A 13,345-nucleotide genomic window follows, 5' to 3' on the forward strand; every position below is an offset into this window, starting at 1 on the left:
CGGTCATATCAGTGACGGGACTCGGCATGGCCGCACTACAGGACAGAGTGGCGCTGGTGACCGGAGCGTCGTCGGGCCTGGGTGCCGAAACGGCCAAACTGTTCTCCCGCCTGGGCGCAACGGTTTTCGGCATCGGTCGTGACACCGATCGCCTGGCTGAGGTATTCGCCGGGGTGGAGCGCGGCGGCTTTGCCTTGGTGGACATCGGTTCGGTGCGGGCATGCCGGGACGCGGTCGAGCGGTGCGTGCGTGAATTCGGCGGCCTGGACATTCTCGTCAACGTCGCCGGGCGCCACCAGATGCGCCGCACGGAGTCGATGACCGACGACGATTGGGACCAAGACCTCGCGGTCAACCTCAACGGGCCGTTCTACCTGTGCAGGGCGGCGCTGCCGCAGCTGCTGGAACGCGGCGGAAACATCGTCAACGTCAGCTCCATCGCCGGGGTCGAGGGCCAGGCGTATTCGGCCGGCTACTGCGCCGCCAAGCATGGCCTGGTCGGTCTCACCCGCGCGTTGGCCGTGGAGTACACCGCGGATCGGTTGCGCGTCAACGCGGTATGCCCCGGCGGCATGCTCACCCCGCAGATAGAACAGTTCAGCGCGCCGGACAATCCCAACTACGACCTGATCCTGCGCACCGCGTCACCGCGCGGAATGATGCAACCGCTCGACGTGGCCAACGTGATCGCCTTCCTCGCCAGCGACGCCGCTGCCGCGATCCACGGCGCCGTCTATCGGGTCGACAACGGCAAGGGCGCCGGGTAACGGTTCGGGCACGTTTGGATCACCCCCCGACACGTCATGCGGCACCGCGCTTTTCGTGGTCGACAATTCGGGGCATGACGCAATCGCGGGAGTCCGACGATGGCGCGTGAATTCTCGCGGCAGGCGTTCCTGCGGGGCGCCGTCGGGGCGTTGGCCACCGGCGCGGTCCTCGGCGCACCCCGGGTCGCCGCCGATCCGAGAGCTACCGGCTGGGAGAGCCTGTCGACCGCGCTCGGCGGGAAGGTGCTGCTTCCAGACAGCCCCCAATTCGCTGGGGCCAAACAGGTTTTCAACACCAACTACAACGGGTTGACGCCCGCGGCGGTCGTCACCCCGACGTCGGCGGCCGACGTGCAGAAGGCGATGGCATTCGCGGCCGCCCACAATCTCAAGGTCGCCCCCCGCAGCGGCGGGCACTCCTATATCGGCGCGTCCACCGCCAACGGCGCCATGGTGCTCGACCTGCGCCAGCTGCCCGGGGACGCCAACTACGACGCCGCCACGGGACAGGTGACGGTGACGCCGGCCACGAGCCTGTACACGATGCACCGGACCCTGGCGGCGGCCGGCCGGGGCGTCCCCACCGGCACCTGTCCGTCGGTCGGTGCCGCGGGGCACGCGCTGGGCGGCGGCATGGGGGCCCAGTCGCGGCACGCCGGCCTGCTCTGTGACCAGTTGACCTCCGCGTCGGTGGTGCTGCCCAGCGGCCAGGCGGTCACCGCGTCCGCCGCCAACAACCCCGACCTGTTCTGGGCGCTGCGCGGCGGCGGGGGCGGCAACTTCGGTGTGACGACCGCGCTGACCTTCGCCACGTTCCCCACCAAAGACGTCGACGTCGTCAACCTGAACTTCCCACCACAGTCCTTCGCGCAAGTTCTCGTCGGCTGGCAGAACTGGCTGCGCACCGCCGACCGCAACAGCTGGGCGCTGGCGGACGCCACCGTCGACGGGATGGGCACGCGCTGCCGGATCCTGGCAACCTGTCCGGCCGGCTCGGGCAACAGCGCCGCGGCCGCGATCACCCAGGCAGTGGGACTGCAACCCTCGGGTACCGAGACCCACACCTTCAACTACATGGACCTGGTGAACTACCTGGCCGTCGGCAACCTCAACCCGCAACCGCTCGGATACGTCGGCGGATCCGACGTCTTCGCCACCGTCAACGCGGGCGTGGCACAGGGCATCGCCTCGGCGGTCAACGCCTTTCCCCGCGGCGCAGGCCGCATGCTCGCCATCATGCACGCCATGGACGGTGCGCTGGCCACGGTGGCGCCGGGCGCCACCGCCTTTCCGTGGCGCCGGCAGTCGGCGCTGGTGCAGTGGTATGTGGAGACGGGTGATCCCGCCGCCGCAACAAACTGGCTCAGCACGGCACATCAAGCGGTGCAACAATATTCGGTCGGCGGCTATGTGAACTACATCGAGGCCAACCAGTCGCCGTCGCGCTATTTCGGCCCGAACCTGTCCCGGCTGAGCGCCGTCCGGCAGAAATACGATCCCGGCCGGGTGATGTTCTCGGGGCTGAACTTCTAGCCGCCGAACGCGGATGCGGCGCGGGCGCTGCGGCGCGTGACATTCGATGGTTAGCCCGGCTCTGCGCCGGGTACTACCAGTGAGTCTGTGGCGAGCTAAGGGGTTGGCGAATGGCAATCGAGCACGGTCGTGCACGGTGCCCGCGTTGCATGGCGTGGGCGCAGTACCGGTTCATTGAACGCGATGACGACAAGCTCGAGTATCAGGTCGATTGCGATGCGTGCGGTCACCTGTACTCCGAGGTGACCGTCGCGTCGACCGTCACCACGCCGGCCGCCTGACCTTCCCGTCCGGCCGCCGCTGCGCACCGCGACGGCCCGCCCGACCTGCAACGTTTACCATTCCGCCGGCCGTGTAAGGTCGGGACAGCGAGCCGTGACGCCCCCACATTGGTGCAGCGCCTAGTGCGCGCAACGCCGTGCGAAACGCGTTGAAAGGGGCGGCGTGAACGAAGTACTGGCGAGGGCCGGGATCTTCCAGGGAATCGCTCCCGATGCGGTCGATGCGCTGGCTCAGCATCTGCAGCACGTCTCGTTCCCGCGCAGGCGCACCGTCTTCGTCGAAGGCGAAACCGGCGAGGATCTCTACGTCATCTTGTCGGGTGCGGTGAAGATCCGCCACCAGACGCCGGACGGTCGCGAAACCGTCTTCGCGGTGCTGGGCCCGGGCGACGTGTTCGGTGAGCTCGCGTTGTTCGATCCCGGCCCGCGGACCTCGACCGTGATCACCCTGACCGAGGTGGAAGCCGTCCGGATGGACCGTCAGGCACTACGGACATGGATCGTCGAACGCCCCGAAATCGTCGAGCAGCTGCTGCGGGTGTTGGCGCGCCGTCTCCGTCACACCAACAACGCGCTGTGCGACCTCATCTTCACCGATGTGCCCGCCAGGGTAGCCAAGCAAATCCTTGACCTGGCAATGCGATTCGGCACCAGCAGCGGGGGCGCGGTGCTCGTCGAGCACCATCTCACCCAGAAGGAGCTCGCTCAGCTCGTGGGCTCCTCGCGTGAAACGGTCAACAAGGCGCTGGCGGATTTCACCCAACGCGGATGGATCCGCCAGCATGGCAAAGCGCTCATCGTCGACCAACCCGAAAAGCTGGCCCGCCGCGCCAGGGCCTGACGTCTCGGGTAGGCCCGTCAGGTGATCGACCCGTGCCCGGACAGATCCGGCACGATCACCCGATGGGTGCCGGAGAAGAACGGCGCGAAGTGGTCCCACCAGCCTGAATACGCTCCGCCGCGGTGGCCGAGCACCACCGGCGGTTGGTCAGCGGACGACCGGCATTTGGCGCGGACGGGAAACCTCCGTATGCGAGCGCTCAAACGCCTTGTCGTGAGGGGGCTTTCGCCCGATGTCGCCGGTTCAAGAATCGGTGAGCCGCACCGTGACGGTGACCGCGCCCTTGTCGTCCCGGGTGGCGATGGCGTGCCCCTCGCGCTCGGTCTCGTCCAGTCGCAGCGTCAGGGGCCCGCCGGTGTCGAGGAAGTTCCGCCACCAGGTCTTCGCCTCGGGCATGCCGACGCTGACGACGATGTCGTCCCCGGCCCGCGTGTAGGCCACCGGAATGCTGTATGTGCGTCCGGAGCGTCGACCCGTGTAGGTCAGCATCGTGATGTTGCGATTGATCAACCGGCCAAAGCGGCGAGAGTTGGCCAGTGCGGATATCGGCGCGTTGAAAACAGGTGCGGCTCGCATCAGGAGGCGGCCGAGTTCGTTGGGACCCACGTGGAAAGTATTGCAGCTATTGCCGACCAATAGTTCAACGCGGGAATCGGGGTGATGCCGGCCCGGCGCACATGCAGGTAGCATCCCCGCGCAGATGCTCCGGCGGTTGCCGTAGGACGAGGAAGAGGGCACTGGATGACTGGCTCTGGCGGTGGGCGGCGTACCCGTGCGCGGTGGATAGCGGTGATCGTGGTCCTGCTCGCATGGGTGGCTGCTTTCACCGGCATGGCTGTGGCCGGTGCCGACGCGCAACTGTGTAACCCGGCGAGCGTCGACGCCAATCAGATGTGCCACTTCGATGCCTCAGGACCGTTCTCGGACATCAGCATGGTGTTTCCGGCCAACTATCCCGATGAGCAGACCATAATCGGCTACCTGACCAAGACCAGTGACGATTTCGCCAATGCCCGCGGGCCTCTGAGCGCATTGAAATCGCCGACGGCGCTGAAGGCTACCGGTACCCGATACAGCTCCGGTACTCAGGCGACGGGTACCCAGTCGGTGGTCACCGAGGTCTACCAGAACCTGGGTGCGGCTCACCCCTTGGTCTGGTACAAGTCCTTCAATTACAACCTGGCCAACCAGCAGCCGATCACCTTCGACGCGTTGTTCCAACCGGGATCCCAGCCGCTGCAAGCCATCCTGCCGATCGTGCAGAAGACCTTGGCCGACCGCTACCGGGCGCCCGTGTCGATTCCTCCGGCCACCGGACTCGAGCCGGCGAACTACCAGAGCTTCGCGATCACCAATGACGCGATCGTGTTCTTCTTCGACCAAAACGCGCTGCAGCCGGCGATGGAGGCCACGCAGGTGTCGGTGTCGCGCAGCGCAATCGCGTCGATGATCAGCCCCGACATCGCTTAGCCTCAAGCGATGCAACTGCGGGAGGCATAATGACAAACTGCGACCAACGAGCCGACGAGGACGCCATTCGCGCGCTCATCGATCGGCAGGTAAAGGGTTGGGCCGCAGGTGATCCGGCCGCCTACGCCAGCGTCTTCACCTCGGATGCCGATTACGTCACCTTTCTGGGCAGCCATCACGCGGGACGCGACGCGATCGCATCATCGTATGTTCCCCTCTTCAAAAAGCTGCTCAAGGGAACGCAGCTGCGGATAGACATTATTCAGGTCCGGTTTCTCACAGCGGACGTCGCGCTCGTCCATTCGAACGCATCGGTCGTCAAAGGGACGCGACGACACAATCGGCGTAATTCTCGAGTGAACACCAGCGTAGCGGTGCGGACGGATGGTCGCTGGCGACTTGCCGCCTCGCAAAACACCACCCACCGGCGGCTCGCCGAAAAACTCGTGGCCAAATTGTTTTCCTGAATATTGCCGTCCGACTAGCGTTGTGTGGTCATGAGGGTACGAATGGCGACACCGCAGGATGCCGGCGCGGTGGCGGAGATCTATCTGCCCTATGTGCGTGACACGGCGATCTCCTTCGAGACGATGCCCCCCGGCGTCGACGAGATGCGCTCGAGGATCACCACGACGCTCGCATCCTTGCCCTGGCTGGTGGTCACCGATGATGAGCGCGTCAAAGGGTATGCCTATGCGAGCCCGCATCGAGCGCGGGACTCCTACCGCTGGTGCGTCGATGTTTCGCTATACCTGGACGAATCCATTCACCACCAAGGCCACGGCCGCCGACTCTATACCGCGCTCTTCAATGTGCTTGTCGCGCAAGGCTATGTCAACGCCTACGCGGGCATCACACTGCCTAATCCCGCCAGCGTAGCGTTGCACGAAGCACTGGAGTTCACGCCCGTCGGCGTCTTCCGCGGTGTGGGTTTCAAGCACGCAAGGTGGTGGGACGTCGGCTGGTGGCATCGCCGGCTGATCGACACACCGCGGACCCCGCAGGAGCCGGTGACCTGGTCCCAGCTATCCGATCGGGGCCTCGACTCCGCCCTCGCGGCCCATACGGATTGCGGTAGACGGGGGATTACACACCAATGACCACGCTCATGTGGGACCAGCACACCTGTCTACCGCTCAAGACGGATGCCGACATCGACCCGCTGACTCGCTACCAACGCGGTGCCGGCACTTTGCTTTCGGTCAATGCGGGATACTCACCCCACAGCTTCAGTGATGCAGTGGCGCTACTGCGCCATTTCCGTGCCGCGGTCGACGCCCGCCCAGACTTCGAATTGGCCGCCACCGTCGACGATGTGGACGCGGCGGCGCAGGCGGGGCGCGTAGCGGTGGTGTTCGACCTGGAGGACTCACGGCCGTTGGACGACGACCTCGCGAATGTGCGAAGGTTGGCCGACCTCGGTGTGCGCACCCTGTTGCCGACCTACAACCACGCGAACCGCGCCGGTAGCGGTTGCCTCGACCGCACCGATGGCGGCCTGACCGCATGGGGCCGCGCGATCGTTGGCGAGCTGAACACCGCCGGCGTGGTCCCGGACGGCTCCCACTGCAGCGCTCGCACCGGCCTGGATATGTGCGAAGTTTCCACCGGCCCAGTCATTTACAGCCATTCGTGCATGCGCGCACTCTGGGATCACCCGCGCAACATCACTGATGATCAGGCGCGTGCCTGCGCGGAAACCGGCGGCGTCGTCGGCATCACCGGAGTCGGCATCTTCCTGGGACCCAACACGCCCACCCTGGATGCGATGACGCGACATTTGGAATACGCCGTGGACCTCATCGGCGTCGAGCACGTCGGTGTCAGCACCGATTTCTCCTTCGACGCCGCCGACTTCATCGATGAGCTGGGCCGCAATCCGCATCTGTTCGACGACAGCTACACCCGCTGGGGGCCGATCCAATGGATGTCCCCGGAGACCTTCCTGACGCTCGGCGAGCACCTCCGCGCCAGGGGGTGGAGCACCCGCGATATCAGCGCGGTGCTGGGCGGGAACTTCCATCGGGTGGCCCGAATGGCTTGGCGCTCCTGATCGCATCGCCAGTGGCACAACGGTTTACGGCAGATCGACCTTGCTGGCCAGCCACCGGCCGTCGACCTTTTCCATGGTCATCTTGACTCGGCTGCGGTCCAGCTGCGGCGCCGGCGCGGCACCGTTGCTCACCGACTGGTCGACGAACAGCACGACATCCACCTTGTCATCGGTGGCGGACTGGACCGCGGCGTCGATCACGCTGCCGTGCGCCGCCGCCTTGTTGTCGATGAGCGTCTGACGCAGCTGTGCACTCGATTTGGTGTACATGTCTTTGAACTCGCCGGTGGAGCCGTCGAGGACATCGGCGAAGTTCTTATCGATCGCGTTGGTGTCCACACTGGTCAGCGTGGTGATGTATTTCTTCGCGGCGTCCAGTGCCTGCGCGGCGGCGACATCCCGCTGGTGATGTTGAAACAGGAGCCAGCCTTCGTAGCCCGCGCCGGCCAGCACGACGGCCAACAGCGCGGCGGCGGCCCGGCGTACGACGTTGGTGCGCCGCGCTTTTCGGCTATCGGGGCGCAGCTGGTCGGCGACGTCCTCGTCCGTGTCGGGCGGCGTCGTATCGTCTTCCGCCGCGTCGGCTTCGGCGGCCGGGTCTGATGGCTGCTCCGCTTCACCTCCGGAGCGCGCGGTGGCGTCCCGGAAGCGACTCACCAACCATGTTCCCGGGTTGCCGGCTGTTCGTATCGATGCGAGGTAGTTCATCAGTTGCATGCGCCGGAGTCGCGCAGCGCGTTCGACCAACCGGTGGCCGAGACGATGTTCGCGTGGGTGACTCCGGACGGATCTCTTCTCTTGATGCTGTCGCTGATCCGCGAGAGCTGGAATACCAAGTGCGTCATCGACTCGCCGCCGTACACCGGCGAATACGGCCCGAAGTTGTCGGGCTGGTTGGTGATGATCAGCGGCTTCACTCGCGGCGCCAGGAAGGCCGTCGACTGGTCGATATTGGCGGCCACCGCGTGAGCGTTGGCCTGCACACCACCGACCGAGTAGTCGTCATGTTGGTCGCCGAGGTACCGGTTGAAGTCGTTGATCTGACCCATCAGCGGATCGAACTGCGCCTTGAACCATTGGCAGGAGTCCGACATTCCGCCGATCATCTCCGGTGTCACCCGGGCGGTGAAGGTGTTGTACGGCCAGATCTCGAAGTTCGGTGACCAGTCGCTGGGTGCCGGCGTGAACGCGGGCAACGGCGGCGGAAGCTGACCCGGGTCGGCGGTCGCCTGCCCGGAGAGCACCATGGCGGCGACGAATACCGGCCCGGCGCACGCCAGGCCGCGACCAGCCCACCGCAACCTCGTCAGTTCCATCCGCTCTTCCCCAACCAATACGGTATCCCGCGGTCACCGAAAACCGAACCGTCAATTCCATCGTCGCGCATTCCGCTCGCCGCGCTCAGCTCGGTGCTGCGCCCGGAATACGGCGGAGCATAACGAGGCCGGACGTCTGATGACCTCGCGTGCACCGCTGCGCCCGGCCCTGCGTGTCCCCGGGTCGCCGGCCCCGCAATTGCGGCCGTCCACGAATCATCTGCACTTCCGCCGCTGCGGCTACGGTGATCTGTATGCCCTCGGTAAGCCGCTCGTCCGCAGATCGAGTAAAGCGGCGCCCGAAGGACCGCAAGAGCCAGATCGCCCGCGCGGCGACCGATGCGTTCAGCGAGTTGGGCTATCACGCGGTCAGCATGGAAAACATCGCTGCGCGGGTCGGGATCTCCGCGGCCGCGCTGTACCGGCACTCGCAGGGCAAGTACGACCTGTTCCGGCACGTCTTCCTGGCGCTGGGGCAGCAGCTGGTCGACGCCACCGCCTTCGCGGATGCCCTGCCCGCCGACGGCGATCCCGAGGAGCAACTCGACGCGCTCATCGATGCGCTGATCGACACCACGATCCTCAACCGGACCGCCGGTGGGATGTACCGGTGGGAGGGCCGGTACCTGCGGGGTGACGACCAGCGCGCGCTGGCCGAACAGATCAAACTGATCAACCGGCGCCTGCAGCGCCCACTGATGAGGCTGCGGCCGAAATTGACGTCGCCGCAACGCTGGATCCTGTCGGCGGCCACGATGAGCGTCGTCGGCAGCATCACCGACCATCGGTCGCGCCTGGGCAATGCCGAGATCCGCGCGACGCTGACCGATATCGCGACCGCGGTGTTACGCGCCGAGGTGCCGACCCGGCGTGGTCGCGGATCCGAACAAGCGCAGGCGGCGGCGCTGACCAGCGCCGCAGGCAGCTATGAACTCCTGTTGCACGAGTCGATGCGCTTGTTCAACGAACGCGGCTATCGCGAAACCGGGATGGAAGACATCGCCGTGGCGGTCGGCATACCGGTTGCCACCATCTACCAATACTTTCCGGGCAAGGCGGCCATCCTGGCGGTCTACTACCGGCGCGCCGCCGACCAACTCTCCGGCGACCTGTTCAGCATCCTGGCCGCCAACGCCGACCCGGAACAGGCACTCGCGCAGCTGATCGAGGCCTACGTCACCCGGTCGTTCGCCAATCCCGAGCTGGCCTGCGTGTACTACACCGAGCGGCACAACCTGCCCGACACGGACGCGGTGCTGCTCTACAACATTCGGCGCTCGACCGTCGAATCCTGGGCCACCCTGGCCGTCGCGGCCAGCCCGGAGCTCACCCTGGGCCGGGCCCGGTACGCCGTCCACGCCGCGTTCGCGCTTGCGATGGACATCGGCCGAATGTTCTACCCCGACACCAGCGCCGCCGCCGGCCTCACGATGCGGCGCCTGATGGAGGTCACGGTGCTGGGACGACCGGCGGCGTCGGCCGCCGCACCTCGCGGCGGCCGGCAGCGCCGCTGACGGGCCTTCGCGGCGTGGGACTCGGAGAACCCATCTCCACTTGCCGGTTGCGGATTCACCCTCTCACTGCGCGCCTGGGCGTTGAACGCGCCGTCCGGCACCGCATCTCACCGTAGCCGATCGGCCTCACGTACTACCGAATCGCCCGAACGATCATTAACATAGAACGGGTCTAATCCGCGCGCCGGCACGTGGTTGAGGTCCTCATCCCTGTGGTGCGGGCCGGCTTCGGACCCGGCAGCGCCCGCGCGAAAGGCATGCCCATGCTCGCCAGGATTCGTGCACTCCTGGAGTATCAATTGTCCATCGCCGAACTGCTGGGACTGGGAATCATTCTGGGGACGCCGTACCTGATCGTCGGCGTCATCTGGTCGAGCACCCACACCCAGCATCTGCATGACATGCACGGCGCTGATTTGGTGGTCTCTTTCCTCGGCTCGATCGTGTCGTGGCCGGTGCTGCTATTCGCCAACGTCTGCATGACCTAGGGGGCGCGCATGACCAACCACAGGCCGCCCATCGTCTTCGCCGCGGCGCTGCTGCTGGCCGGGGGTCTGTTCGCCCTGTACTACCCGGTCTTCATCGACGCCTACGACCAGTTCGGCTGGCAGATCAAGTGCGGCAACGGCTTTGCGGCTGACCTGGCGCAGGCGTCGAGAGCGCTCAGCACGGCCGGTGACAACGTCGTCGGGCGGTGCGACAGCGCGCTGATAGCCCGGCGACTGTGGGCGATTCCGATGGCGGTCCTGGGCGCGGCGATATTGACGTGGGAGTCGGCAGCCGCGCTCGCGCATGATTACCATCGGCCGATCCCGTCCGGCGACGCGTCGCAATCAGCCCGGGTGGCGTCTCAGCACAGCGGAATACCCTGCGAATAAGCCGCTTTCGCGATCCGAGGCCTGGAAGGGAGCGCGGGCTAGCGAGTGCTTTCGTCGGGCAGGTCGTGCCGGGACTGGTGTAGTCCCGGCCCGTCCGGATCCTCGTCCTGGTGCTCGAGTTGCTCCTGGCGCTTGCGCTGTTCCTCGGTCGCCTTCCGCGCGTCCTCGGGCGCGGGGGGGTCGACGTCGCCGTGTTGATCCACCGAGATCTCCTCCGAACGTGTGCACTGCGTCCACTGAGGGTGGCCCGAATGGCGGGCGACGAAACCCGGCCACGTCCGTCGAAGCCGAGTGCGCTGCTCACGGCGCCGGACCGCAGGTCGCGCGGCGCGCCGTCAGCCGAGGTGCGCGGACAGCAACCAGGCGCCCACGGACTTGCGGCCGTTGTCCTCGTCGCGAATGTCGCCGCCGCTGAAGGCCTCGAAGCCCGCCAAAAATCCCTCCGGCACGTTGGCGTGGATGCGGGCCGGCCGGATCTCGTCGATCACCCAGTACTTCGAGACCACATCGCGCAACTCGGTCTCGGTGACCGCGTTGATGGGGCCCTCGGCCGGCAGCGCGGCGCGGTCGAAGACCAGCACGAAGTACGAGGCTCCCGATGCCGCGGCCCGCACGATCGACCGCTGGTAGCCCTCGCGCAGCTCAACCGGCATCGAGTGAAACAGCGTGCTGTCGACGATGGTGCCGAAGCGGCCGTCGTAGCCGGTGAAGGCGCTGATGTCCGCGACCTCGAAGGCGGCGTTGGTCAGGCCGCGCCGGGTGGCCTTCTCGGTCGCCATCGCGATGGCGGTGGGTGACTGGTCCAGCCCCACCGTGGTGAAGCCGCGCTCGGCGAGGTACAGCGACACCGCCGCCTCGCCACAGCCGGCGTCGAGCACGTCGCCGTGGAACTTGCCGTCCCCGATGAGGGCCGCGATCTCGGGCTGCGGCTCACCGATGCTCCACGGCGGCCGATTGCCCTCGCCCATCTCGGGAGCCTCGCCCCGGTAGGCGGATTCGAACATCTCTTGAGTCGGTTGCGTCATGACATCCGTTATATCAATGCGCCTGATATGCGTCAACCTGCTTGATACTCGCGGGCCGGCCGTCGCGCGGCTCGGGATACTCCTACTGCCAGGTCGCCGTCAGGTAACCGGATGAGTCGCCGAATGAGGCCAATTCGTCGTCCGGCACCGCGAAGCCGTGTGCGCGAAACGCCAGCTCGGTTGTCCGTATATCGACCCGCCAACCATGTGCGGCCAGATATTCGGCGGCGGTGTTGCGCTCACCGGTGTAGAACAGCGCGGCCAGGTCGATGTTCGAGCCGATGCGCGCGGAGCGCTCGGTCAGCTTCCGCGCCCAGTCGGAGGGGACGTTGCGCAGGTCCATGTGTTCGGTGGCGATCCGGCTGCCCGGAGCGGACGCGGCGGCGATGTTGTCGAACAACCGGTCCTGGGCCGCGGGCGGCAGGTACACGAGGAGTCCCTCGGCGCTCCACGCGGTCGGCTGGTGCGCGTCGAACCCGGCGGCCACGAGGGCCGCCGGCCAGTCGTCGCGCAGGTCGATCGACACGGTGCGGCGCTCGGCAGTGGGTGTGGCGCCCAGATCGGCCAGGGTCCGGGTCTTGAATTCGATCACCTCGGGCTGGTCGATCTCGTAGACGACCGTGCCCGCCGGCCAGGACAGCCGATAGGCCCGGGTATCCAGGCCGGACGCCAAAATGACCGCTTGCGGGATGCCCGATTCGGTCGCTTGCATGAAGAAGTCGTCGAAGAATCGGGTGCGCACCGTGATCTGCTCACGCACGGCCCGGCGGTTCAGCAGCGGGTCGTCGCTGCGGTCAGGCTGGTTGCCGAGGAACTTGATGAAGACGTCGGTGCCCACCGCGCGAACGAGGGGATCGGCCCATGGATCGTTCAGCAGGGCGTCGGGGCCCTGGGACGCGATCGCCCGCTGCGCGGCGACCGCTGTCGCGGTAGCTCCGACGCTGGACGCCAGGTCCCAGGTGTCGTTCTCGGTGCGGGACATGCCCGTCTCCTTTCCGCGCCGCACGCGTCTCCCCGACCCGTGCGCATTTAGTTAGCTTGGTTAATTGATTGTTACCCCACCGTACTCCGCGCCGCGGGGCCCGCGGCGCCGTCCGGCGCGACCCGGGGAATGCGGTAGCAGTGCCCCGGTGTTCGCTGGAGGTATGGCTGACAACATCGAATTGAGCCCCAGGGGTTGGGTGCGCGACCAGACCGAACGGATCCTGAGTCAGGGCTCCACCGATGGGGTCGAGGTCTTCGACCGGCCCGTCGTGCTGGTGACCGTCACCGGGGCCAAGACCGGCAAACTTCGTTACGTACCCCTGATGCGGGTGGAGAAGGATGGCCGCTACGTCGCCGTCGCGTCGCACGGCGGCGCGCCGAAGCATCCGGTGTGGTATTTCAACCTGAAGGCGAATCCGGCGGTGACGGTGCAGGACGGCGACCAGGTCGTCACGCTGACGGCCCGCGAGCTCGACGGCGCCGAGCGCGAAGAGTGGTGGCAGCGCGCCGTCGAGGCCTTCCCTCCCTACGCGGAATACCAGCAAAACGCGCCACGACAGATCCCCGTTTTCGTTCTGGAGTAACCGCTTTCCGCCCTACGTGCCGGCGGCCCGCAACGGGCCCCGAAAAATTTGCATTCAATATGCGCTCGGCCCGTCCGGTTGACCCCTCACGTTCCCCGC

General features: G+C 66.5%; 18 protein-coding genes and 1 pseudogene. 12 read left to right on the plus strand and 7 right to left on the minus strand.

The genetic code is table 11. From position 1 onward, the window contains the following. Positions 1 to 26 precede the first annotated feature (26 nt). From OQ789_RS09525 to OQ789_RS09540, 4 genes are all read left to right on the plus strand, one after another. On the plus strand, positions 27 to 767 hold the full coding sequence (locus OQ789_RS09525) for an SDR family oxidoreductase (protein ID WP_324685438.1): 741 nt from the start codon (positions 27 to 29) through the stop codon (positions 765 to 767). A gap of 99 nt (positions 768 to 866) precedes the next feature. Next, positions 867 to 2,300, plus strand: a complete 1,434-nt coding sequence (locus tag OQ789_RS09530; RefSeq protein ID WP_324685244.1) for an FAD-binding oxidoreductase — start codon at positions 867 to 869, stop codon at positions 2,298 to 2,300. A 149-nt stretch (positions 2,301 to 2,449) separates the two neighbouring features. After that, positions 2,450 to 2,581, plus strand: coding sequence for a hypothetical protein (locus tag OQ789_RS09535; RefSeq protein ID WP_324685246.1), 132 nt, complete (start codon positions 2,450 to 2,452; stop codon positions 2,579 to 2,581). A 163-nt stretch (positions 2,582 to 2,744) separates the two neighbouring features. Then, a complete protein-coding gene (locus tag OQ789_RS09540; protein WP_324685247.1) occupies positions 2,745 to 3,422 on the plus strand; it encodes a Crp/Fnr family transcriptional regulator in 678 nt (225 codons plus the stop codon). A gap of 29 nt (positions 3,423 to 3,451) precedes the next feature. Here the strand turns inward: OQ789_RS09540 and OQ789_RS09545 are convergent. Next, positions 3,452 to 3,577: pseudogene (locus OQ789_RS09545) on the minus strand (alpha/beta fold hydrolase); the annotation flags it as partial. An 88-nt stretch (positions 3,578 to 3,665) separates the two neighbouring features. Beyond that, positions 3,666 to 4,028, minus strand: a complete 363-nt coding sequence (locus tag OQ789_RS09550) for a nitroreductase/quinone reductase family protein (RefSeq protein WP_420716075.1) — start codon at positions 4,026 to 4,028, stop codon at positions 3,666 to 3,668. Between the two features lie 135 nt (positions 4,029 to 4,163). On the opposite strand from OQ789_RS09550, the gene OQ789_RS09555 reads away from it, so the two are divergent. The 4 genes from OQ789_RS09555 to OQ789_RS09570 are packed head-to-tail and all read left to right on the plus strand — an operon-like array spanning position 4,164 to position 6,945. Continuing rightward, positions 4,164 to 4,892 (plus strand): esterase, encoded by a 729-nt coding sequence (locus OQ789_RS09555; RefSeq protein ID WP_324685249.1) that lies wholly within the window; start codon positions 4,164 to 4,166, stop codon positions 4,890 to 4,892. Between the two features lie 29 nt (positions 4,893 to 4,921). After that, the gene (locus OQ789_RS09560; RefSeq protein WP_324685250.1) at positions 4,922 to 5,359 is read left to right on the plus strand and encodes an SgcJ/EcaC family oxidoreductase; all 438 of its coding nucleotides are present in this window, start codon (positions 4,922 to 4,924) and stop codon (positions 5,357 to 5,359) included. A gap of 42 nt (positions 5,360 to 5,401) precedes the next feature. Beyond that, on the plus strand, positions 5,402 to 5,992 hold the full coding sequence (locus OQ789_RS09565; protein ID WP_324685251.1) for an arsinothricin resistance N-acetyltransferase ArsN1 family B: 591 nt from the start codon (positions 5,402 to 5,404) through the stop codon (positions 5,990 to 5,992). After that, positions 5,989 to 6,945, plus strand: a complete 957-nt coding sequence (locus OQ789_RS09570; protein ID WP_324685252.1) for a dipeptidase — start codon at positions 5,989 to 5,991, stop codon at positions 6,943 to 6,945. Before OQ789_RS09565 ends, OQ789_RS09570 begins: the two co-directional genes overlap by 4 nt. Before the next feature lie 24 nt (positions 6,946 to 6,969). On the opposite strand, the gene OQ789_RS09575 is transcribed toward OQ789_RS09570, so the two are convergent. Beyond that, positions 6,970 to 7,662 (minus strand): Mce protein, encoded by a 693-nt coding sequence (locus OQ789_RS09575; RefSeq protein ID WP_324685253.1) that lies wholly within the window; start codon positions 7,660 to 7,662, stop codon positions 6,970 to 6,972. Further along, complete coding sequence (locus tag OQ789_RS09580) at positions 7,653 to 8,261, minus strand: hypothetical protein (protein ID WP_324685254.1); 609 nt, start codon at positions 8,259 to 8,261, stop codon at positions 7,653 to 7,655. The genes OQ789_RS09575 and OQ789_RS09580 overlap by 10 nt, the downstream gene beginning before the upstream one ends. 254 nt (positions 8,262 to 8,515) lie before the next feature. On the opposite strand from OQ789_RS09580, the gene OQ789_RS09585 reads away from it, so the two are divergent. The 3 genes from OQ789_RS09585 (at position 8,516) to OQ789_RS09595 (ending at position 10,653) form a co-directional block, all read left to right on the plus strand. Next, on the plus strand, positions 8,516 to 9,775 hold the full coding sequence (locus OQ789_RS09585; RefSeq protein ID WP_324685256.1) for a TetR/AcrR family transcriptional regulator: 1,260 nt from the start codon (positions 8,516 to 8,518) through the stop codon (positions 9,773 to 9,775). A gap of 263 nt (positions 9,776 to 10,038) precedes the next feature. After that, positions 10,039 to 10,263, plus strand: coding sequence for a hypothetical protein (locus OQ789_RS09590; protein ID WP_324685440.1), 225 nt, complete (start codon positions 10,039 to 10,041; stop codon positions 10,261 to 10,263). A gap of 9 nt (positions 10,264 to 10,272) precedes the next feature. Next, a complete protein-coding gene (locus OQ789_RS09595; protein ID WP_324685258.1) occupies positions 10,273 to 10,653 on the plus strand; it encodes a hypothetical protein in 381 nt (126 codons plus the stop codon). A gap of 38 nt (positions 10,654 to 10,691) precedes the next feature. On the opposite strand, the gene OQ789_RS09600 is transcribed toward OQ789_RS09595, so the two are convergent. The 3 genes from OQ789_RS09600 to OQ789_RS09610 all read right to left on the minus strand — a co-directional run bounded on the left by OQ789_RS09600 (position 10,692) and on the right by OQ789_RS09610 (position 12,660). After that, positions 10,692 to 10,856 (minus strand): hypothetical protein, encoded by a 165-nt coding sequence (locus tag OQ789_RS09600; RefSeq protein WP_324685259.1) that lies wholly within the window; start codon positions 10,854 to 10,856, stop codon positions 10,692 to 10,694. A 132-nt stretch (positions 10,857 to 10,988) separates the two neighbouring features. Next, on the minus strand, positions 10,989 to 11,678 hold the full coding sequence (locus OQ789_RS09605) for a class I SAM-dependent methyltransferase (protein WP_324685261.1): 690 nt from the start codon (positions 11,676 to 11,678) through the stop codon (positions 10,989 to 10,991). An 82-nt stretch (positions 11,679 to 11,760) separates the two neighbouring features. Beyond that, the gene (locus OQ789_RS09610; protein ID WP_324685263.1) at positions 11,761 to 12,660 is read right to left on the minus strand and encodes a class I SAM-dependent methyltransferase; all 900 of its coding nucleotides are present in this window, start codon (positions 12,658 to 12,660) and stop codon (positions 11,761 to 11,763) included. 163 nt (positions 12,661 to 12,823) lie between these two features. On the opposite strand from OQ789_RS09610, the gene OQ789_RS09615 reads away from it, so the two are divergent. Beyond that, positions 12,824 to 13,246: a nitroreductase family deazaflavin-dependent oxidoreductase gene (locus OQ789_RS09615; protein WP_324685264.1), complete on the plus strand. Its 423-nt coding sequence runs from the start codon at positions 12,824 to 12,826 to the stop codon at positions 13,244 to 13,246. Positions 13,247 to 13,345 lie beyond the last annotated feature (99 nt).

It is taken from the genome of Mycobacterium sp. 94-17 (assembly GCF_035617725.1).
Lineage (GTDB): Bacteria > Actinomycetota > Actinomycetes > Mycobacteriales > Mycobacteriaceae > Mycobacterium.